The following is a 21,028-nucleotide window of genomic DNA, read 5'->3' as shown; positions in this document are numbered from 1 at the left end:
AAGAAGAGGGAACTTCCCTCTTTTTTATTGCTGTTTTATCAAGCAAGAAGGTAGCTGTGGTTACAATTCGTTGTGGGGAGCTGACGTTCCCAAATATTCAGGCAATTATTTTTGATAAAGACGGGACGCTGGAGGATTCCCAAACCTTTTTGAGGGAGCTAGGGCAAAAGCGATCGCGCTTGATTGACGCCCAGATTCCGGGAATTGGGGAGCCACTGCTAATGGCATTTGGCATTCAAGGCGACAGCCTCGATCCTACGGGGTTAATGGCAGTTGGCAGTCGTAGGGAAAATGAAATTGCGGCGGCGGCTTACGTTGCAGAAACAGGACGAGGTTGGTTAGAGTCAGTAGCGATCGCCCATAACGCCTTTGAAGACGCCGATCGCTATCTCAAACGTGCTGGTACATCTCCTCTGTTTACTGGCAGTTTAGAAGTACTCAAAACCCTCTCAGATGCTGGGTTAAAACTGGGAATTCTCTCCGCCGCTACCACGGAAGAGGTCAAAGCCTTTGTCGAGCGTCATCAACTCAGGGACTACATTCAGCTAGAAATGGGCGTCAACGAAGGGCCAAGCAAGCCAGATCCAGCTCTGTTTCTCCAAGCCTGCCAATTACTGGATGTGGAACCAGGGGCAACATTAATGGTTGGAGATGCTGCCGGGGATATTGAAATGGGACATCGTGCGGGAGCAGCAGGTTGTATTGGCATTTGCTGGGAAAATCCTGCCGCTGCTCATTTAGAAGCCGCCGATGTAGCGATCGCTCAACTTGATGAAATTCAAATCCTTGCTGCTTAGTAGCACTAAAGTCAGCGTAGTTCCTTCCGGTTGTAAGACACCTTAACGTCTGGGTTGAGGGCGCACAGACTCCTCTACATGGCTAAGAATTTTGGCAATACGGTTTTCCCAAGAAAACTGACTGACCCAATCCCGGCTATCGGAATAGCCTTCGGCTTTCCTGGGGTGGGTTTTCAAGACATGCTGAAGGCATTGACCAAAGGCAATAGGGTTATCAGGCTCGCACCAGCCAGCGATCGCCTCCGTCTGCTTGAACTCTATTAACGGTGGAATCTCTGTTGCCACGATCGGGGTTCCAGACGCCATATAGTCAAACAGCTTTAGAGGTGAGGTAAATGTAGCCGCTAATCCCGCGCAATGGGGGTGAGCCAAAATGTCAGCGGCTTGTAGCAAACTTCCTAACTGATTTTGCGGCAGATACCCCAGAAACGTGACGTTCGTCAGGTGCTTATCCTTGACTTGCTGCTGATAAGACTCAACTTGGGAGGCAGGTCCCCCTGCCAAGACAAACTGAATTTTTTCCATGTCCTTAGCCACATCAATCAGCAGATCGATCCCTTTGAACGGTTGCAGGGCACCGGAATAAACGACCAGATGTTGGCGATCGTCAACCAGGAGTTTTTTCCGCCAGGCTTCAGCGGCTTCCGGCTGCCTTACCAGGAATAAATGATTAAAGCCGTTATGGAGCTTAATGACTTTTTCCGGTGGCATCCCATTTTGAATCATGCTGTCTCGAACCGGATCAGCAACCGTCACAGCAAGTTGAAACAGCGGGTTGTGAACAATGTCTGGCTCGAATTGCTTGTGTTCGTGATGGTGATGTTCGTAGATTGCTGGCACACCTCGTTTTACCGCTGCTTTGACGAAATTCCAATCTCGCGTGTGAACAATCTGGGTATGGGGACGGATATGAACCGGAAAATAGTACTTTGAGACAACACTGCTAGAGTGAGTCCACTTGCCACCGACTCGATCGATCGGCCACGGCATCGGTAGAGCAGCAACTTGAAGATTGTGCTGAAGATTGTAAAAATTGGCGAGATCTTCTGCTGGTTGTTGGGGATGAAACGGATTGAGCAACTGCAGCGGATTGGGAAAACCTCCACCCTGGCTTAGGTAGAGGAGAACCGTTGAGTAACCGAGATTAGCCGCAGCATTGGCACAATGGGCAACTTGAACCAGATGAGCGTGGGATTGGGGCAAGACATTGCGGGTAAAAAAGATATAGTGCTTGGTCATGGAATCTTTAGCCACTCTGTTTCAAGACTGGAATACTGTCGCAATTGTGTTCACAGCTCAGCTAATTCTTGTTCTCAAGATAATCGATAGTTTTGAGAATGTTGATTGCCGAGGAGTAAGATTCTTCAATCAATTCGCTTTGCTCTTCGGGAGAGTCTACAAGCTCGTCTACAAGTAACTGTAGGAAACCAATCATTGAGTTGAGATGAGTGCGGATTTCGTAGGAGGCTCTGGTAAATTTTTCAGTAAACCTAGGCACCTCTTCCGGTTGTTCAGCAAACTGCATCTCATACAGACGCGCATAGTAGCCACCCTTGCTCAACAATTCTTGGTGGGTACCCACTTCCACCACGCGTCCCTTATCGAGTACAGCAATTTGATCCGCTTTTTGCACCGTTGAGAGGCGGTGAGCAATTACCAGCGTCGTGCGATCGCGACAGAGTTCCTCAATTGCCTGTTGCACCAGCCGCTCAGACACTGTATCTAGAGCGCTCGTTGCTTCATCCAAGACTAATATATCGGGGTTACGCAGCAAAGCCCGCGCGATCGCCAATCGTTGCCGTTGTCCTCCAGAGAGCATCACGCCGCGATCGCCAACCTCTGTTTCAAACTTGTGAGGCAGTTGTTCAATAAATTCGTAAGCATTGGCTCGTTTTGCCGCTGCCATCACCTCTTCATCCGTGACATCTTCCTGCCCATAGGCAATGTTGTAACGAACAGAATTGTTAAACAAAAACGTGTCCTGGCTAACAATTCCCATTGACTTTCTCAGCGTTCGGAGGTCATATTCCCGCAAATCCTTGCCATCAAGGACGATACAACCTTGCCTCGGATCATAAAATCTTGGTAGTAAGTCCGCTAGCGTTGATTTCCCCGCACCGGAGGCACCAACCAAAGCTAAAGTTGTTCCTTTCGGTAGCCATAAATTGACCTGGTCTAACACCAAATCCTTGTTTCCAGGATAGGCAAATGATATGTCTTTAAAGGCAATTCCTTCTTTCAGCTTCGTGTAAAGGAAATCGCCTTTCACCATGAATGGCTTGTTATCCTGTCGCATAAAATCAGCCACAATTTCAGCACTGGGAGCGGCATTGGCAAATTCACTACGAGCGCCATTTAACTGACCAACGAAGGGAAGTAATCGAAAGAAAATAACTAGATAAGTTAATAAAATTGCCGAAAGAGAGTCTAATTGACCGCTAAAAAAAATCCGCCCTAAGGCAACAATTGCTAATATCGTAATAATCCCCAATACTTCATTAATGGGGCTAATAGCAGCAAAATTTGCTTGAGATTCTAACTCAGCTTTTTCTCGCTCTCTAATTAGTAACTCTACGCGTTTATATTCATAGTCTTCATTACCAATACTTTTAATTAACCGAATTCCGCTTAATAACTCGAGCAGGGCACTAGAGTAAGCGCGTGATTTATCACTAAGTATTCGTCCAAACTGTTTAGCTCTCTTAATAAAATACTGATTGGAGAGGGTTACCAATAATAGTAAGCCCGTTGCTGCCAAGGTTAATTCCCAGGAAATCAAGAGTAAAATGCCGACATATACTAAGATATTTATTGCAGTTGCAAACATGCGGATTGCAATCCGAATAGCGTTAGAAGTTCGACCAACTTCTTGATTTATGTGATTAATTAAGTCGCCAACTTTATGTTTATAAAAGTAGTCAATATCCACCTTTAAAAGTAACTGTAATCCTTCCAGGCGCATCCCATTAACGAGGGAACGGGATAAATAGGTAGAAACTAATGAGCCAATGTAAGTTGTGACATTCTTTAAAATGATCGCCAGTAAAACAGCTGCTGTCATTAGGATCAGACGGTAAGTTTCTGGCGCACCATCAAAAAGGGACAGCAATTTCTGAAGAATTGGTGGTGCGCCTTGTAAGTTAGTGACATCTTGACCTAAAAAGCTCAAAACTACGGGCACAATCAAAGCTGTACTGATGCCATTAAAGAGGGCACCAGAAAAACCCAAAACAACTGTCGAAATTACTAAAAATGGATAGCGTAGCGCATAGCTCAGGAGTAGCTTATTCGGAGACATGCCGTATTCCTTGCGATGAAATCAAATAATTGTCCTAAAAACTTACTAACTGACCTTCAAGTCTGCAATAACGCTGGAGAGAATATCCGCCATTGAATCAATGCTGTAGTATTGCATGCAACGTGTTCGTGCTTTCATCCCCTGAGCATTTGCTGCCTCTAAATGCTGAAATATCCATTCAATTTTTGCGGCAATTTGTTCTGGAGAACTTGGCTCAACAAGATATCCAGTATCTCCGAGAATTTCTGGAATATCACCCACAAAGGTAGAAATAATTGGCTTCGCCATTGCCATACCGTCAGTTAGTTTTAGAGGGAACTGCGCCTGTGTGGCTGGATGATCTCGTTGAGGAACAACGATAATGTGAGCTGCTGCAACAACTTCAGGCATCATAGAAACTGGAAATTTTGGCAGTTTAACGATCCATTTTTCCCACTGCTGAATTAATTGATTGTCGTAGTCATCGTAGGGGCTTCCTCCTACAATAACCAGTCTTAAATCTGGTTGATTAAGATGGTCTAATGCCATCAGCACATCTTCTAGCCCTTTATAGGGACGTGGGGCACCAGGAAACATCAAAATTCGATAGCCTGATAAACCGTACTTAGCTCGACTTTCCTCAGGGTCGTAGCGATCCGGATCGAATAATGATATATCTTTGCCGTTGGGTAATGAGACTCCTCCAAAACGTTTTTGCAAAAAACTATTGTGGGTAGTAACTGTGTCGGCATAAGAAACTAACCCTTCAATCCACTTCAAATACAGAGAATGATCCGGATTTCTTAAAGCTCCATCTGGCTTCAAGATGTCTCTAGCCAATTGCTTCAAAGTCGGTCGATATTGCCATTGCTCCCCGCCGTGCCAACTTAATTCCCAATCATCTATGTCTAAAATAACGGGGCAGCGACTTTTAAATTTCTTAATTAATGCAATTCCAAAGCTGCTTGGCTTCAGTTTGTACGCATAAATAATATCTCCACTAATATTTTTTAGAATAGTGTTGATAGAAGTAAAAAATTTAGGATATTTGTAGCCATTTATAGAAATTGTTGGGATCTCAGAATCTGGAATTTCCTCTGAACTCTCATGAGGGACAAAGCCAATAATCTCTACGTCATAATTAAGCTTTTTTAGAGCTTGATACAGTAAAAAGGGACGGTCTGCACCTACTCCCCATCGGCCAGAACCACTACTAGATAAGTCACTAACAACTAAGGAAATTTTTGGTTTTTGATTAGATTGAGCCAAATTTACACCATCCAGGTTCAGTTCAGGAACTTTAAGCAGTCAAGTTAAATTAAGGTTGACGTATTTTGTCCCATGTGCGAATCAGGATATTTTTTAACTTGTTGTGGACTAACAGACTAATTGATTGCCGACTACAGTGACTAGCTAACAAACTTTAGCCTTTCCATTTGCCGTTCGTCAAAAACCTGATTAATCAAGTAGCGTTCTTCTTCTGTAAGTTTGTAGCCAGAAAGAAAGGCATTCACTAGCTGAAGATGCTCTTGACGGCTTAATCGACCAGTACTGAGAATTCGCTCGACCATCTGTTTAAGGGCGAGGTGAGATTGAGTGGAAATAGTTTCTGCCCCAGACTGTTGCTCATTCAAGAAGGTTTTTGCTCCCTGGTTACCTGAGAAGTTCTTTACTGATGTTGCTTGTGCGTACTCGACGCCGTCTCGTCAAAGCTGCCAAGGTACATCAGTGCTAAGAATAGAGTAACCCTGCTGATTTTATTTTGGTACGGGTTTAAATCATTTGTCGATGACCTAATTAAGGAGGAATTAACAAATGCAGGTGAGTCTGCTGCCAGCACTTTCTGATAACTACATTTTTGTGCTGCATGACCCGGATCAGAATATTGCCGCTGTTGTCGATCCAGCGGAAGCTGCGCCAGTATTGCGGCGTTTGGAAGCGTTGGGGGCAAAATTGGTGGCAATCTTTAATACCCACCACCATATGGATCATATCGGCGGCAACAAGGAGTTGATGCAATCTTATCCTGGCGTGGGTGTTTATGGTGGTGCGGCAGATCGAGGCAGGATTGATGGACAACAGGTCTTTTTAGAAGAAGGCTCGCGCGTTGAGTTTGCTGGGAGAACCGGAGAAGTTTTCTTTGTTCCTGGACATACCAGCGGTCATATTGCCTACTACTTTCCTCCCGCCACAGAGGGCGAGTCGGGGGAGTTGTTTTGTGGGGACACGTTATTTGCTGGGGGTTGTGGCAGGTTGTTTGAAGGTACGCCCTCGCAGATGGTGGACTCTTTGAGTAAGCTGCGGGAGTTACCCGATGACACGCGGGTATGGTGTGGACATGAGTACACCCAGAAAAATTTACAATTTGCCTTAACCGTGGATGGGGATAATCCGGATTTGCAACGGCGGTTTACGGAAGTCAAAGAAGCACGTCGTCGCTTGGAAGCCACTATTCCTTCGCATTTGGGCATTGAGAAGCGAGTGAATCCCTTTTTACGCTGGGATGTTCCAGAACTACAGGCGGCGGTGAAAAGTAAAGACCCGGTGCAGACTTTTGGACGGCTGCGGGGGATGAAAGACCAATTTTAAGCGATAGTTTGAGGTGAGCGATCGCCTACATCACCAAAAGATGACCAACCCTCCCATCCCCAACCCCCGATCGCGCCCTCCTATTCCCCGGACAACCCTCACCTGGCTGTTGCGGACAATCCTGCAAGTGCCGCGTAAGTGGCTGGTTGTGAGTGGGTTATTTGCGTTCTTGAGCTTGTTTGAAGTGACTTGGACGCAGGAAACAGGCTTTTCCTTTAGCTTTCGGGTGACGAATACAACGTTGTTGTTTCTCGCTCTAGTTTGGCTCCCAGCGCTTTTGCAAGTCTTTGCTTTAGTAGGAGGAATGATTAGAACGCCTGCTGGAGAATTCACCAGCCCTGGAATTGAGCAACTGCTGCATCTGTTGGACTCGGAAACGAAAGATGAGGCGCTAGGAGCCTTGAAGGTTGTTCTAGAAAGAGCTGAGGAACGCACGCCGACACCAGATGAACTGCATCAAGTCCGCCAAAAACTCAATGAAGAGTACATTCTGCCCCTCTCAACGGAGCAAGTGCGACGCGAACTCAGTCATATGGCGAACCGTTACCAGGAACTACGAGAGTCTCCCTCAGGAGCGCGGCGTAACTTTTTGATAGAGGCGATCGCAGGCATTATGCGGACGCTGACTCCCAAAGCCCAGCTTTCTGTAGAAGAAGTAAAAACCCATCTCCGGTCTAATCATCAAGGTCAGCGCTTAGTCGGGCTTTCGTTCCTGGAATCTGCTGCTGCTGATGTGGGTCATTTTGAGGAGGTACTGAAGTTGGTCGCTCAACCTCAATCTGCCTTTGAGCAATATCATGCACTTCAGGCTTTAGAAAAAATGCTACCCGATCTCAACTCAAAGGAAAAACAACGAATTCGAGAGGTGCTGCATTCCCAGCGACAGTATAGCCAAGGAAAACAGCAATGGATTAAGCCGCATTCTGATCGCTGGTATTTGAGCGATCGCCTCTTAGCCGCAACTGAAGTATGAAGTATGAAGTATGAAGTATGAAGTATGAAGTATGAAGTATGAAGTATGAAGTATGAAGTATGAAGTATGAAGTATGAAGTATGAGGGGTAAGAGGTTACAGGACTTAAAAAACCTGACGCGACTCTAGATGGGCTTCTATGTCTGGACGCGATCGCCAAACATTTCTTAACTCATTCCGAATATACAGCGGCAATTGGTCGCCAATGTGGGGAGAATCGGGTTGCGTGGCATTACCGTAGGTCATCAGTACTTTGGCTTTGATGGGATTAGAAAACTCAATCGCGGCGATATAGGTGTCGCCCGCCACTTGCTGAAAGCCTCCGCCTGCTTTTGGGAGCAAGTCAATCACTCGAAAGCTCCCCACTCGTCCAGGAGCACCGCTAGCAGGTAGATCCACATTCCCGTAGCGCAGCCGTGCAACTTCGCCCCAAGGCACATCCAAAGATCCGTAAAGTAACTTAACACTGGCAGCGACGGTTTCTAGTACCCTCACGGCTTCTGTGGGATTGGCTAAACCTTGCGGGGTTGTTAGGGGGAAGTTCTCATTCCAAGGGGTGGCAAAAAGACCAGAAGAAGGCATCATCGTTGCCCATAGTGTAAAGAGAACAGCTCCTTTGCTCTCTGGTGCCCCTTGCCGATCCCAGGCGGCTAAAACTTCGGCGGCTTCCCGTCCTGACTCGTTCCCCCGTTCCCGTGCGGCGGCAATTAGTTCATCTAAGATCCGGTCTGCCAGTTCCATTCGGGAAGAGAACTTATCGGCAACTACGTCCTCAAAGCTCAACTTTTCCTTTTCTTGGAGCATCCGGACGGAACGCTGCGATCGCAGGTTCATGAAACGGGGAGCTAGGTAGGCGGGAAAATCTTCAGGATTGAGGGCTGGAGGGAAGGTGGCTGTCCAAGGGGGGTCGTTGGCATTCTGTAACCAGCCGCTGGCAGGGTCAAGAATGCGCGGTAAGTCTTGGTAGGGATGGGTTTGCCTCCCTAGGGTGGCGGAGGTGTCTCCGGGGACAATCCCTTGCCAGTAACGCCAATCGCCTTGGGAGTGGAGGGGAACTAGAGCGTTAAATAGATACAGAATATGCCCATCTTTGTCGCCGTAGAGAATATTAAACATCGGCAATTGCAAGGATTTTAGTGCGGCTTCAAACTCGCTCAAGTTGCTTGAGCCTGCCATTTCCCAAAACTGTTCTAAGATATCGGGTTGCTCTAATCCGACAACCGACAGCGCGATCGCATTATTCTCTCTTTGCTCCACCACTGAACCGTGAATAGAACGTCTGACAACGAACGGTTCTTCCCGCAGCGTGCCGTTTGCTTGCTTTACTTTAATAACCTGGTTTTCTATTTCAAACGGTCGAACGGTGCCATCAAACCTGTAACCATCTTCGGCTAGGTTGAGTTGGTAAGCATCCCAGCCATCATGGGTATTAACCGTCAGCGCCCAGCCCAGGTGGTCGTTAAAAGCGATCGCTAACATTGGCATTCCTACCAAAGCCGCACCATAAGCATCAATACCGGGTGCTGTTAGTTGGGCTTCGTACCAAAGATACAAGTCAAACCAGGGTAAATGCGGGTTAGCCAGTAACATCGCGTTACCACTCTTGGAATGAGTTGGCGCGATCGCCCAAGCATTAGAACCGACGTTGGCTCCACTACGCCTCAGACTCGCCACACTTTCTGGATTCACCACAAAGTTGAAGTGAATGACTCGCTGCACATGCGCCAGCACATCCGCCCCATTAACGGGTAATACCTGCTCAACTTCATCGGCAATTTTGTCTGGGTGTTCTTGGGCATAAGCATTGATACCTGCGGCAAACGCATCCAAATAACGCCGCATTTCCGGCTTTTGTGCCTGATACCACTCCTTAGCCCGTGAGGGGATGCCCATTGTCCTGACATATTGGTCAGACGGTAAATACTTTTCACCCCAGTATTCCGCCGCTTCTCCTCTGGCTTGCCCATAAAGGCGCAAAATCAAATTCCCGTGACTCTGCATCTGCGCCCAGCCAAAGGCACGGAACAGCCCCTCCGCATCTCTCCCATAGACGTGTGGTACTCCCCAACTGTCCCAGAGAATTTCTGTTTGCCCTAAACCGGAAGCGGGATTACGAACTGCTACTAGAAGCGTGAGAAGGAAGCACAGCAGCAATCCAAACAACCAGAGCGATCGCGGCTGAGAACGGGCAAAGCGCATAGTTCATACAACGACTTAACCCTCAATTTCTAACAAAAAAAATGGGAACTCTTGGTTGTGAGTTCCCATTTAATTAATAATTTCTCTTAACGAACTAGGTGTTAATGCACGACCCATCAGGCTTACATCAAGCCGAGGAAGTGTACGAAGCTTTGACCTGTTGACAACTCAACGATTAGTGCAGCCAGGAAGCCAAGCATTGCCAGACGACCGTTCCACAGTTCAGCGCTGGGGTTGGAACCAAATTCAAACTTGGTGCCAAACTCGCCGTACTTGCGTTGAAACTGATCGTCGTAAGGGGTTTGTGTATTCTGTGGGTTAGTCATGGGTTAATCTCCAGTGAAAAAAGTATTTCAAGTTTCTTGTTAATTAATGTAAACAATACTTGCTAGATGCGCCGTCATCCTTTAGACATGGAAAGAAAAATTCTCAGCCGACTAAAACTCTACCCAGGGAGAGGAGATAAATTCTCAGCACAGATATGCTCTCAATAGCTTGTTAGTGCTGCATCCTAGGTATTTTTTCGACGTAGATAGCGGCTGGTAAAGCTCTGTCGCCGTTGCACTGGGCAATTTCTGCTCACAAATCATTAGAAGAGTTTGATAGTTGGTGAGGTAGTCCGGTTTAAAAAGATGTCAGGAGGATTTTTCTTGTCATAGGGGAGGGATGGCAGCACTTTACAATAAAGACAGTTTCGCTAACAGATGCAAAGGGGATTAGCTCAATGCCAGTAATTACCGTTATTGACTACGACATGGGGAACCTGCACTCTGTCTGCAAAGGGTTAGAGAAAGCGGGGGCGACGACGAAAATTACTGATTCCTCGGCGGAAATTGAACAGGCAGATGCGGTAGTGTTGCCGGGAGTTGGTGCGTTTGATCCGGCAGTGCAACGTTTGCGATCGCGTGATTTAGTCGCCCCTATCAAGTACGCGATAGAAAGCGGCAAACCATGTTTGGGCATCTGTGTAGGATTGCAAGTTCTCTTCGAGGGTAGCGAAGAAGGTAAAGAACCGGGCTTGGGTATTGTTCCGGGTATGGTGCGACGGTTTCGCCACGAACCGGGAATCACTATTCCTCACATGGGTTGGAACCAACTGGATTTAACTCAACCCCACCTTCCCTTGTGGCAAAATTTACCTGAGCAGCCTTGGGCGTACTTCGTCCACTCTTACTATGTTGACCCTGCCAATCCAGAAATTCGGGCAGCGACGATTACCCATGGTAGTCAAAGGATAACAGCCGCGATCGCTCGCGACAATTTGATGGCAGTTCAGTTCCACCCGGAAAAGTCTTCCATAGCCGGGTTACAGATTCTCTCTAACTTCGTTGCTCAGGTGCGGGAGAAGGTTCCGGCGTAACATTCAGCTCGAAAATGAGAATTTACGGTAATCGTCAATTAAAAACTTTACCAGGACAAGCAACGCGACCAACCGCAGCGCGGGTGCGGGAGGCAATCTTTAACATCTGGCAGGGAAGTATTGAGGGTTGCCGATGGTTGGACTTGTGTGCGGGAACGGGTTCAATGGGGGCAGAAGCGCTCTGTCGGGGCGCTAGCTATGTCGTGGGTATAGAGCAATGGGCAAAAGCCTGTGTAGTTATCCAGCAAAACTGGCAGCAGGTGGTTCAGCCTGAGCAAGACTTTAAGATTGTGCGGGGAGATGTGGTGCAGCAGTTGAAGAAACTCAAAGGCGATCGCTTCGACCGGATTTACTTCGATCCGCCCTACGCCAGCGGTTTGTATCAACCTGTATTAGACGCGATCGCCCTTCATCAACTATTAGCGGAAAACGGCGAACTCGCTGTTGAGCATAACCCCAATAGTTGGGCAATCAAGCCGATTCCAGGTTTGGAAATTTGCCGCCAAAAGGTCTACGGCAATACAGCCGTCACCTTTTATCAGTATGAGGAGCGAGATACGAAAAGTTACAAGACTGGGCACGAGTAGGTCTAATCGCCCCGCCTTCTCACCCCTGCACTCTCGCCCCTAGGTTTGACTACAGACCTAGCTGGTCACCACGCTTGTATTGCAGGTAAGCCGCGACGAACAACCCAGCGAGGGTAACAAAGATTAAGCCAAGCACAATGCCCGAAAGCAGTGGTTCGACCACGTCAGTTCTCCTTAAATTGAAGTTTTTGCCTGTTTCTCATCCTACTAGCTACAGCGACGAAACGCTTCCGACTCAGCAAAATGGTGCAGCTAGCAATCATCAATCTGCAAAAAATGGCTGAAACAACCCTTGCCTGCATTGTCTATAAATTTTAAGCTGTGTTTATTAATCGATACACTTAGAGATAGACCGACATACTTGAGTGATTTCAACGCGATCGCTTATGTCAGCGTTAAATGTCTAAAGTGAAAACTGTTTTGTCAATATCAATTTAATGAGAAAGCTTTGGATAACCAGCTGGCAACACCAGAAAGCCTGATACGGCGGATTATTGTGATGGCGATAGCGCTGCTCCTTGTCGTCCTCGCAAGTACTATCGGTATCCATCTAGTTCGCGTATCAGAGCCTTATATTCACGATGTTTTATCCCTGAGGGGCGATTCAATTCGAGGCAAGGCAATTTTCCAGATCAATTGCGCTGGCTGTCATGGCATACAAGCTGATGGTCGAGTTGGGCCTAGCCTGCAAAATGTCTCGAAACACAAGTCAGAAGTCGGACTGATTCAGCAAGTGATCAGCGGTCAAACCCCACCCATGCCAAAATTCCAGCCCAGTCCTCAGGAAATGGCTGACCTGCTGAGTTACTTAGAGAAACTTTAGGGGCGGAGTCCTGAGTCCTGAGTTCTGAGTCCTGAGTTCTGAGTCCTGAGTTCTGAGTTCTGAGTCCTGAGTTCTGAGTCGGTGAGTTGGGGATGGGGATGAAGTATGAAGTATGAGGGAACAAGGGCGGCTCGGCTTCGCTAATCGCCTTCGACCTTCATGCCATCCCTAACTAAACTGCTGGGCATAGAAGCGGGCGTAGCGTCCGCTTTTTTCTAACAGTTCCTCATGGGTGCCGGATTCGACAATTTGTCCTTGTTCGACAACCAGGATACGGTCAGCGCGGCGTACGGTGGCGAGGCGGTGGGCGATGATAAACACAGTGCGATCGCGCATGATTCGTTCTAGGGCTTCCTGAACTAAGGCTTCGGATTCTGAGTCCAAGGCTGAGGTGGCTTCATCCAGAATCAAGATTCTGGGGTTGAACAAAACTGCACGGGCGATCGCAATTCGCTGTCGCTGTCCCCCAGATAAGTTGATTCCCCGTTCTCCTACCCAGGTGTGATAGCCCTGAGAAAATTGGGAGATAAATTGGTGGGCGTTGGCAATTTCTGCTGCTTCCTGGATATCTTTGACATCAAACTCCGCTTTTCCGAAGGCGATATTTTGAGCGATTGTGCCGGAAAACAGCGTCGTTTCTTGGGGTACGATGCCGATTTGACGCCGTAAGCTATGGAGGGTGACATCGCGAGTGTTGACCCCATCAATGAGGATTTCCCCTGCCTGGGTGTCATAAAAGCGAGGCAGTAGATTCGCAATAGTCGTTTTTCCTGCCCCGGAAGTCCCCACAAGGGCGATCGCTTCTCCAGGAAGTGCCAGCAAGTTCAGGTTTTGCAGCACAGGTTTGTCGGCATGATAGGCAAAGCTAACGTTACGGTACTCAACTTTTCCGGTCACATCCGGCAGAGCGATCGCATTAGGCTTTTCTACTACTGTCGATTTAATGGCAAATAGTTCAAAAATCCGGTCTACAGAGGCTTCTCCCTGCTTAAACTCGTTGTAATTGTTGGTGAGAATGGAGATCGGATCGATCAACATTGCCACCCCGGCACCGTAGCTGACAAACTCACTCCCTGTGAGATTGCCTTGAGAAATTTGCCAGCCACCGAGTAAAAACACCAGCAGGATGCACAAGGCTTCCAAAAACCCCACCACCGGAAACTGAATCGCCTTCAGCCGTTCTGCCGCATACTTTGCTCTGCGGTTATTTTCTGCCTCTTGGCTAAATCTCGCTAAGGCATAATCTTCCGCTGCAAAGGCTTGGATTAAACGAATACCGCTGAAAACTTCAATCAGCAATGCTGACAAATCTGACACCTGATTTTGGCTGCGGCGAGAGTATTTCCGCATTCGTTCCCCAAACCAACCAATCAACACCCCCATGAGCGGCGCAATCAGCAAAATTGCTAGAGTTAGCTGCCAGTTGAGGTAGATGACATAACTCAAGACAGCGACGAGTTGCAAAATACAGGGGATAAACTGCTGAAAGATTTTGTTCACCACTTCCCCAACTCGGTCAACATCCTCAGTGAGGCGATAAGACAAATCCCCGGTTTGAACGGATTCAAAGTAGCCCAAACTCAACTGCTGCAAGTGAGCGTAAATGCTTTTGCGTAAATCGAGAGCAATAAATAAGGCAGCTTTTGCCATCAGGGTATCTTGCCCGAACTGGGCTATCTTCTGAACCAGGAAAATTAGTGCAGCGATGCCTACAAGTTGCGCGATCGCCCTGACATTTCCTTCACCCACAAAGCCAGCAATACGACCCGCTAACCACGCGAGGATCGGCCAGCAGGCGACAAAGAGTAATGTACAACTCAATGCCAGAGCGATGGTTTTCCACCAAGGTCGGATGTAAGGCAATAGTTGCCAGTAAGTTGAGCGGGTTTTCAAGCGATCGCGTCCAGAACTAGATTTTTCTTTTTTGACGCTATCAGCTTTTGGGCTGTTTCTGGCATCAGAGGATTTTGCTGAATCTGCCATCAGTCTGTAGCATCACCGATACCAAAGCGCAATATTAACGGGACTTACGCCAATAATTCGTCTATAGCGGCATGGCACTGCTGACTCTGCGCCTGGTGCGGTTAATTACTCTATCCTGCTCCCAAAACAGCAGGAACGCGATCGCGCTTGATTATGTCTTATTGTCTTTGAATCACAAAAGACAATTTTTCTGCCCATGTTCTCATTTTTGCCCGTACTCTTTCTCGCTCAAGCTACCCCAATCCCCACACCGACACCGGAACCCCAACCCATCCTACAACCGCAAGAAGTTCGACCTTTACCAGGGCAGTTGGATAAGGTTCCAGTCTTCAACAGCAATAGTCCAGAACTAGTACAGACAGAAGGTATTTTACTCTCCACATTTCCACCCAAGGGGAAGGCGACACCAACAGCCCACTTAAACTTTCCCTTCCAGGGACGCTTTGATGTGTTTGCCCACCATATAGCTAAAGCCGCCACCCCGGAAGATTTGCGATCGCTGTATTTAGGAATTGTCCTGCACAATCCGGGCACTAAACCCGTGACGGTAGACATTCTCCAGGCAGCAAGTTACCTTAGTCAGCCGGATGCCCCCTTTATTGAGTTGCCCTCACAGGTAGAAAATCGTTTCGGGCGAGTGTATGCGGGGCCAGGTTCGCGGGTGATGAACGATATTTTGCGATCGCGTCGTCAGTCAGGCTTCCCCCCCCAGTTGGTGATTCCACCGGGACAAAGCCGCATGTTGCTGAACTTACCCATCCCCGTGCGGACATTAGAACCGCCGATTAACGGTCGCTCCACATTAATGCGCCTGCGGAGCAATGGTACGGTTTATGCGGCGTCCTTAGCACGGTTTGCACCTGTAGATAGCAACGGGGAAGAACGGGCACCAACCTTAGCTGAATGGCGGGAATTACTGGATAAAGGAGACTTGGCAGGGGCGCGCGATCGCACTCCCACTCCTCCCGATCAAACCAGCAGTGGAATTATCTACGGTCGGGTGGCGGGGGTTGCCCAAGGTTCCCAGTGGCAAGCCCAGCTTGTAGATCAGCCCAATACTGCCTACCTCAGCATTCCCCAGCCCGGACAAGCCTTTTCCTACGGTATCAGCACCCTTCCCGGTGGGCGACTGGGAACAAATCAGGCGCAAAGTGCGCCGATGTTGGTGCGTTATCCCGACACCGCCTATTTTGCCCACGGTAACTATGGAGTGCAGTACAGCCTGACGTTACCCCTAGTCAACCGCACATCAAACGCCCAAACCGTTACCCTTGCCCTCCAAACCCCAATTAAGGAAGACCAAATCCAAGGGGGGTTACGCTTTTTTGAACCGCTACCCAGACAAGTTTTCTTCCGGGGTTCCGTGCAAGTTCGCTACAAGGATGACGCTGGGTTGCCCCAGACGCGCACTGTCCACTTGGTACAGCGACGCGGTCAGATGGGAGAAGCCTTAATCCAGCTAAGAATGCCACCCTCCGATCGACGACTGGTACAGGTGGACTTGCTTTATCCTCCCGATGCCACACCACCCCAGGTTTTAACCGTTAAAACTTTGGAGCAATAACTCACAGGAGATACTACCTAACCAGAACACTACAGGAACGCGATCGCCCCTATCCGTTGCGCTTGCGGGACGCTTTGAGTTTTCAACATTAGCTATTTTTCTCTAGTTAACGCTATAGCGATTCTCGAAAGTGCAAGACACCTGTAGGATAAAAAGTCAGCAAAACACTTAATTTTTCTACATAGTTACAGCCTTGAGCGGACGGATAATCCGCCTTGCTTACTGTGTCTGCTTCGCCTTGTCGTTCCTACAACAGTAGTAATACTTCATGCTGTCATTGTTGCCAATTTTTTCTCTTGCTCAAATCGCACCGATTCCCATTCCTGTACCTCCACCTAATCAAGCTCCTTCTGCAACGCCAGAAGTGGTGATAGTTCCCTACCCGATACGAGCTTTACCAGGAGAATTGGACGACGTATTTGTATTTAACAGCAACAGCCCTGAAGTAATTGAGACAGAAGGCATCTTACTTTCGACACTCCCCTCGGACGGAAAAGCAGTTCCTGGCGCTCACCTAGACTTTGCCCTCTCAGGACGTTTTGATATATTTGCCCATCATATTGCTAGAGCGAACACCCCAGAGGGACGCCCGGTATATCTGGGAATAGTGGTATATAACCCCGGCAAACGCCCGGTAACTGTGAATGTTCAGCAGGTCGTTAGTTATCTCACCCATCCCGATGCACCGTTTGTTGACTTACCCAGCTTGGTAGAAAATCCTGATGGCAAAGTGTATTCTGGGCCAGGTTCGCGAGTGATGAATGATATCCTGCGCGGCGTACGTCAAACAGGGTTCCCCTCGCAAGTCGTCATTCCGCCGGGAGAGAGTAAGATGTTGCTCAACGTACCCATACCGATTAGTAGTGCTCGCTCGACGTTAATGCGTTTGCGGAGTAATGGAAAGGTGCATGTCGCGAGTTTGGCGATGTTTCCCCAGCTCGACTCATTCAATAAGGAAGATAACCCCACAACCCCTTCCTATCGCGCTCCGCTGCTAGCAGAGTGGCAGCAGTTGTTGAAGAATGGAAAGTTAGCCGAACCCCGCGATCGCGCTCCTACTCCCCCAGATGAAACCGACGGTCACATTATTTATGGTCGGGTTGCAGGGGTCGCTCAAGGTTCTCAGTGGCAAAGCGAAATTGTCGATCGCCCAGGGAAAAAGAAACTCACCATTCCCGAACAGGGACAAGCCTTTTCCTACGCCCTCAGCACAGTTACTGAAGTTACCTTGGGAACGGGTCAGGTTCAGAGTGCCGCCTTACGGGTGCGCTACCCTGATACTGCTTATCGAGCGCACGGCAACTACGGGGTTCACTACAGCTTGAGCTTGCCACTCCATAACGCCACTCGCGAGACGCAAAGGGTAACGGTGTCACTCCAGACTCCTTTGAAGCGAGAAGATCGGCAAAACCAACTCTATTTTCTCCAAAACCCCGCTCAAGAGCCGATATTTTTCCGAGGAACTGTTCAAGTTACCTATAAAAACGATCGCGGACAGGAAAGTAAGCGTTACGTACATTTGGTGCAGCGGCGAGGTCAAAGGGGAGATCCGTTAGTGACGCTGAATCTCGAACCCGATGAGCAACGATTAGTGAAGATAGACTTTCTCTACCCCCCCGATGCAACACCGCCGCAGGTTTTGACGGTGACGACGTTGAGTTAGGTTCGCTCTCAATCAGTCGATGAATTTGTAATTCCAGAACGCTGCGGCTTGACCATGGGGCTGGTTTTTTTCATCGACTACATTCCAAATCACCGCATTTTCAATCTGGAAACGTTTACCTGTGCTGGAGATGCGAATCGCGGAAAAATTACTCACAAAACCTTTAGCGGCTGTTTCCGCCAAGAGGCGATCGCGTTCTTCTTGCCTAAGGGGTTCAGCCGCTAGGCGCGAAGGCATCTGAGTAAACTGCTCCCAAGGAAGCTCCCAGAGTGCCGAAGCCTGCCGATTAGCGTAGTTAAAAATTGGGTCGGGTTCTGTACCGTGGGAAATCAAGACAAACGGCGCTTCAAACATCTGTTGCGCCAGTTCTACCGCCGTTCCCTGAGTCTCAAGCAGAGAACGCCCCGTCCAATGTTGGAAGCTGTACCAGAGGCGCTGGCTTTGCTGAATCACGGCTTCCTGCTGCCAAGGTGCTTGGAGATTCATTAGTCGCATTTTTACTCAACGGCTAGCACTCATTCTCCCTCACGCCGCCCAGTCTTTGCACAGTAACTCAGCCTGTTGCAGCACCGTTAGTGTCGCTCTCTCCTGTTTATCTGGTGGGTAGCCATACTTCCGTAACAGTCACTTTACTAAGGTTCGCAGCTTTGCTCTGACGCTCTCTTTTACCGTCCAGTCGATTGTTACATTGCGGCGGACTGCCTGCACCAGTTCGCGTGCTGCCGCGAACAAATCCACTACCTGTTCTGAGGCGACGGCTTTGGAGACTTTCCTGGATTCTTGGGAGTTCAACCATGTCTTGCGCTCGACAGCCCCCGCTTAGTTTTATCTCCAAAAGCCCATGTTTCGCCTAAAGGATTGTCCAAAATATTTACTGGCTATTTATGCTTGTGTTCTTTTTTGCTTCAAGCTTTTTTATTACTTCGTCTAAATAATGTTGAGTCTCATTTTCTAAAACATAGCCGCTAACTTTTCCTTTCTTCTGATTAGCTTCATTTAGCAATAGACTGTAAACAGATTTAAGCCAACTCAGTTCTTCAATTAAATTAATATTATTACTATCATATTCATAGCGTTCTTTTAATGCCCAATAAACTACTCTTCGTTCTTCAACTTCCATACCTATGAATTTTTCTATAAATTCATCTTCCTTTATATAATTTAATATCGGAGTCTTATAGTATTTCTGATTTTCCGAATCCCAATTCGACGAATTATTTATGCAAATCATTCGGTAAAATTTCCATACATCATTTTGCATAATGGAGAGTAAATATTGAGCAGCAGAAGGTAATTTTTTAATAATTACTAACTGTATAACTTCGGTAACATAAGAAATAAATTCTATAAATTCTGCAAATTCTTTTCTTTGAAAGCCTAAGCCGCGATAGCCATTATTTAGACGCTCAAAATAATCTTCTTGATTTTTAAGATCTACATCTAATTTATCCTTATCCTTCAAATCATCAATATAAAGCTTTGAATCATTTAGGATTTCTTCCTTGCTCTTATTATATAAACCAACCTCAGAAAACATTAAGAAAAGTCCTAAAACATGCTTGATTTCTCCAAGGTTAACAAATTTTCTATTTGCATATTCTAATTCGACTTTATTTAATAAATCATTAAACTCATCGTCTTTAAGGGTAGAAAAATGCCACAACCTAACCCAGTTAGGAGTATTTTCATCTTGAAAATATTTACTGGTTAACAGTGATTGGTCTAGCTCTTGCTTATCTAAGATTCCTTTATCAAGAAATGTTTGCCACCATAAATTGCTTGGGAAAAAATTATCTAGATTGAGATTAAGACTTCGATACCTATCAAGGACTTCTTGAAGTGAATTTTCCTCTTGGCTATTTTCTTGTGTGGTTACAGTGGATAGTTGATTATACTCATTCTTTAACATGTGTTTTACATTGCGTTCAGCTTGCTTTTGAATCCCAAACCTGTATACTTCTTCTAATGTGCTAATATCTTTTGGAAGCATTTTTCCGCGTTTAATTTCAATAGAAAAAATCATCAAAAATTTCAAGATATCTTGAAGAAGCTCCGGTTTATTTCTTGCCTCATCTGGTAACGATTCAAAAATTCTCTCAAAATCTAAAACAATCTGTTTTAAATTTCTTAAATTTTCATATTTTGCTTTACTATATAAATTTTCTATTAATTCAAGATTATCCATCAAAAACTTTGTAACACTTGAATTATTTACCACAGTAATAAAATTTTTTAATGCACCTTCCAAATCGAGAGATACACCAAAGGTTTTGCCTATTAGCTTCTCTTTAATAGCTTTGTAGTTATCAACTTTAAGCAATTCCTCTTCGTTTGCGATAATAATTACTTTTAACCCTTTATGTTCTACAAAGTAGTTGATATATCCCAGAATATTACCAATATCTATTTTACAACGCTCTAAGTCATCAAATATTAAAATACTTTTATCAGCATCTTTAAGATACTCAGGAAGGTCAAAATCTGGAATCTGGACACTCCATGTTCCATCGTCTTTTGCATCATTAGTTAAATCAATTTTCAGTGTACCTTTTAGAAAACTCTTTAAAATTTTTCCTGTTATTGCCATTCCCTTTGATGACAGTATAGGGTGTAATTGCTGAAAGAACGCTTCTTCTATCTCAGAAAAGCTAGTCTTTCCATAAAGGCTGACATACAAACATCGTTGATTCTTGACTTTAAGCTTTTCGCGGTACTTCTTGATAAACCAGGTTTTTCCAGCTCCCCATTGCCCTTTGAGTAAAACGGCGAATTCAGGGGCATGAGATAACCCACAGTAATAATCTAAGTATTCTTCGATGTGGCTATTGAGTGGCTTGTTGTCTTGAGTCATCTTTAGCTTTCAATTTTTTTCATACTACATGATGAAGGATGCCGACCTTATTTTTGCCGATCTGAGTCGTAACAACCTGAGTCGTGCTGATGTGGAGAAAGCTCAGTTTGGAGCCAATGTAGGACTTACTGAAGAAACGTACCCTTCGCCACCATCCGATAAAGCTGTCCTTCAATTAACTCCACCCGCTCATCCGGTGCCAGAATCCCAGCCTCCACCATGCGGCGGTAGTCCTGCACGCTTAAGCATCGAATCTCTACTGCAACTGTCATAGTCGGTACCCCAACCCCTTGAGATTGTCCCGAATCTCTGCTTCTAGTTTGGCACTTAGGGCAAACTGCTCCTCTAACTTCGCCGTCAGCA

The 21,028-nt window shown here is 46.8% G+C and carries 19 protein-coding genes and 1 pseudogene; 8 read left to right on the top strand and 12 right to left on the bottom strand.

Translation table 11 applies throughout. The features are described 5' to 3' along the window. The first annotated feature begins 56 nt into the window (after positions 1 to 56). A complete protein-coding gene (locus AC5JR3_RS00465; protein ID WP_495841933.1) occupies positions 57 to 797 on the top strand; it encodes an HAD family hydrolase in 741 nt (246 codons plus the stop codon). Between the two features lie 42 nt (positions 798 to 839). On the opposite strand, the gene AC5JR3_RS00460 is transcribed toward AC5JR3_RS00465, so the two are convergent. From AC5JR3_RS00460 to AC5JR3_RS00445, 4 genes are all read right to left on the bottom strand, one after another. After that, complete coding sequence (locus tag AC5JR3_RS00460) at positions 840 to 2,036, bottom strand: glycosyltransferase (protein WP_495841932.1); 1,197 nt, start codon at positions 2,034 to 2,036, stop codon at positions 840 to 842. Positions 2,037 to 2,097: 61 nt separating this feature from the next. Next, entirely contained in the window at positions 2,098 to 4,095 is a 1,998-nt protein-coding gene (locus tag AC5JR3_RS00455) for an ABC transporter ATP-binding protein (RefSeq protein WP_495841930.1), read from the bottom strand. Between the two features lie 45 nt (positions 4,096 to 4,140). Further along, positions 4,141 to 5,343 carry a glycosyltransferase family 4 protein gene (locus AC5JR3_RS00450; protein WP_495841928.1) on the bottom strand — a complete coding sequence of 401 codons (1,203 nt, stop codon included), beginning with the start codon at positions 5,341 to 5,343 and terminating at the stop codon, positions 4,141 to 4,143. Positions 5,344 to 5,483: 140 nt separating this feature from the next. Beyond that, positions 5,484 to 5,708, bottom strand: a complete 225-nt coding sequence (locus AC5JR3_RS00445) for a hypothetical protein (protein ID WP_495841926.1) — start codon at positions 5,706 to 5,708, stop codon at positions 5,484 to 5,486. Between the two features lie 181 nt (positions 5,709 to 5,889). On the opposite strand from AC5JR3_RS00445, the gene gloB reads away from it, so the two are divergent. Both gloB and AC5JR3_RS00435 read left to right on the top strand, forming a co-directional pair. Further along, a complete protein-coding gene (gene gloB / locus AC5JR3_RS00440; protein WP_495841924.1) occupies positions 5,890 to 6,663 on the top strand; it encodes a hydroxyacylglutathione hydrolase in 774 nt (257 codons plus the stop codon). Positions 6,664 to 6,703: 40 nt separating this feature from the next. After that, the gene (locus AC5JR3_RS00435; protein ID WP_495841922.1) at positions 6,704 to 7,636 is read left to right on the top strand and encodes a hypothetical protein; all 933 of its coding nucleotides are present in this window, start codon (positions 6,704 to 6,706) and stop codon (positions 7,634 to 7,636) included. Positions 7,637 to 7,740: 104 nt separating this feature from the next. On the opposite strand, the gene AC5JR3_RS00430 is transcribed toward AC5JR3_RS00435, so the two are convergent. After that, complete coding sequence (locus tag AC5JR3_RS00430; protein WP_495841920.1) at positions 7,741 to 9,834, bottom strand: acylase; 2,094 nt, start codon at positions 9,832 to 9,834, stop codon at positions 7,741 to 7,743. 122 nt (positions 9,835 to 9,956) lie between these two features. Then, positions 9,957 to 10,160: a chlorophyll a/b-binding protein gene (locus AC5JR3_RS00425; protein ID WP_495841918.1), complete on the bottom strand. Its 204-nt coding sequence runs from the start codon at positions 10,158 to 10,160 to the stop codon at positions 9,957 to 9,959. Between the two features lie 398 nt (positions 10,161 to 10,558). Between AC5JR3_RS00425 and hisH the strand changes: the two genes are divergently transcribed. Continuing rightward, positions 10,559 to 11,194, top strand: a complete 636-nt coding sequence (gene hisH / locus AC5JR3_RS00420; protein ID WP_495841916.1) for an imidazole glycerol phosphate synthase subunit HisH — start codon at positions 10,559 to 10,561, stop codon at positions 11,192 to 11,194. A gap of 14 nt (positions 11,195 to 11,208) precedes the next feature. Beyond that, positions 11,209 to 11,781, top strand: a complete 573-nt coding sequence (gene rsmD / locus AC5JR3_RS00415) for a 16S rRNA (guanine(966)-N(2))-methyltransferase RsmD (RefSeq protein ID WP_495841914.1) — start codon at positions 11,209 to 11,211, stop codon at positions 11,779 to 11,781. A 49-nt stretch (positions 11,782 to 11,830) separates the two neighbouring features. Here rsmD and petG read toward each other — a convergent pair whose 3' ends face one another. Next, the gene (gene petG / locus AC5JR3_RS00410) at positions 11,831 to 11,944 is read right to left on the bottom strand and encodes a cytochrome b6-f complex subunit V (protein WP_495841912.1); all 114 of its coding nucleotides are present in this window, start codon (positions 11,942 to 11,944) and stop codon (positions 11,831 to 11,833) included. Positions 11,945 to 12,229: 285 nt separating this feature from the next. On the opposite strand from petG, the gene AC5JR3_RS00405 reads away from it, so the two are divergent. Beyond that, entirely contained in the window at positions 12,230 to 12,604 is a 375-nt protein-coding gene (locus AC5JR3_RS00405; protein ID WP_495841909.1) for a c-type cytochrome, read from the top strand. 168 nt (positions 12,605 to 12,772) lie between these two features. Here AC5JR3_RS00405 and AC5JR3_RS00400 read toward each other — a convergent pair whose 3' ends face one another. Next, on the bottom strand, positions 12,773 to 14,497 hold the full coding sequence (locus tag AC5JR3_RS00400; RefSeq protein ID WP_495841968.1) for an ABC transporter ATP-binding protein: 1,725 nt from the start codon (positions 14,495 to 14,497) through the stop codon (positions 12,773 to 12,775). A 286-nt stretch (positions 14,498 to 14,783) separates the two neighbouring features. Here AC5JR3_RS00400 and AC5JR3_RS00395 point away from each other — a divergent pair, with 286 nt between their 5' ends. Both AC5JR3_RS00395 and AC5JR3_RS00390 read left to right on the top strand, forming a co-directional pair. Beyond that, complete coding sequence (locus tag AC5JR3_RS00395; RefSeq protein ID WP_495841907.1) at positions 14,784 to 16,151, top strand: DUF3370 domain-containing protein; 1,368 nt, start codon at positions 14,784 to 14,786, stop codon at positions 16,149 to 16,151. A 268-nt stretch (positions 16,152 to 16,419) separates the two neighbouring features. Continuing rightward, complete coding sequence (locus tag AC5JR3_RS00390) at positions 16,420 to 17,814, top strand: DUF3370 domain-containing protein (RefSeq protein WP_495841905.1); 1,395 nt, start codon at positions 16,420 to 16,422, stop codon at positions 17,812 to 17,814. 12 nt (positions 17,815 to 17,826) lie between these two features. Here the strand turns inward: AC5JR3_RS00390 and AC5JR3_RS00385 are convergent, their stop codons facing one another. The 4 genes and pseudogenes from AC5JR3_RS00385 to AC5JR3_RS00370 form a co-directional block, all read right to left on the bottom strand. Continuing rightward, positions 17,827 to 18,300: an MEKHLA domain-containing protein gene (locus AC5JR3_RS00385; RefSeq protein WP_495841903.1), complete on the bottom strand. Its 474-nt coding sequence runs from the start codon at positions 18,298 to 18,300 to the stop codon at positions 17,827 to 17,829. 39 nt (positions 18,301 to 18,339) lie between these two features. After that, positions 18,340 to 18,534, bottom strand: a pseudogene (locus AC5JR3_RS00380) (type I restriction enzyme endonuclease domain-containing protein); the annotation flags it as partial. 151 nt (positions 18,535 to 18,685) lie between these two features. Next, positions 18,686 to 20,665 (bottom strand): P-loop NTPase fold protein, encoded by a 1,980-nt coding sequence (locus tag AC5JR3_RS00375; RefSeq protein WP_495841901.1) that lies wholly within the window; start codon positions 20,663 to 20,665, stop codon positions 18,686 to 18,688. 125 nt (positions 20,666 to 20,790) lie between these two features. Beyond that, positions 20,791 to 20,937, bottom strand: a complete 147-nt coding sequence (locus tag AC5JR3_RS00370; protein WP_495841899.1) for a hypothetical protein — start codon at positions 20,935 to 20,937, stop codon at positions 20,791 to 20,793. Positions 20,938 to 21,028 lie beyond the last annotated feature (91 nt).

This window comes from Kastovskya adunca (assembly GCF_059505785.1).
This window is presented reverse-complemented; position numbering and strand designations above follow the sequence as displayed.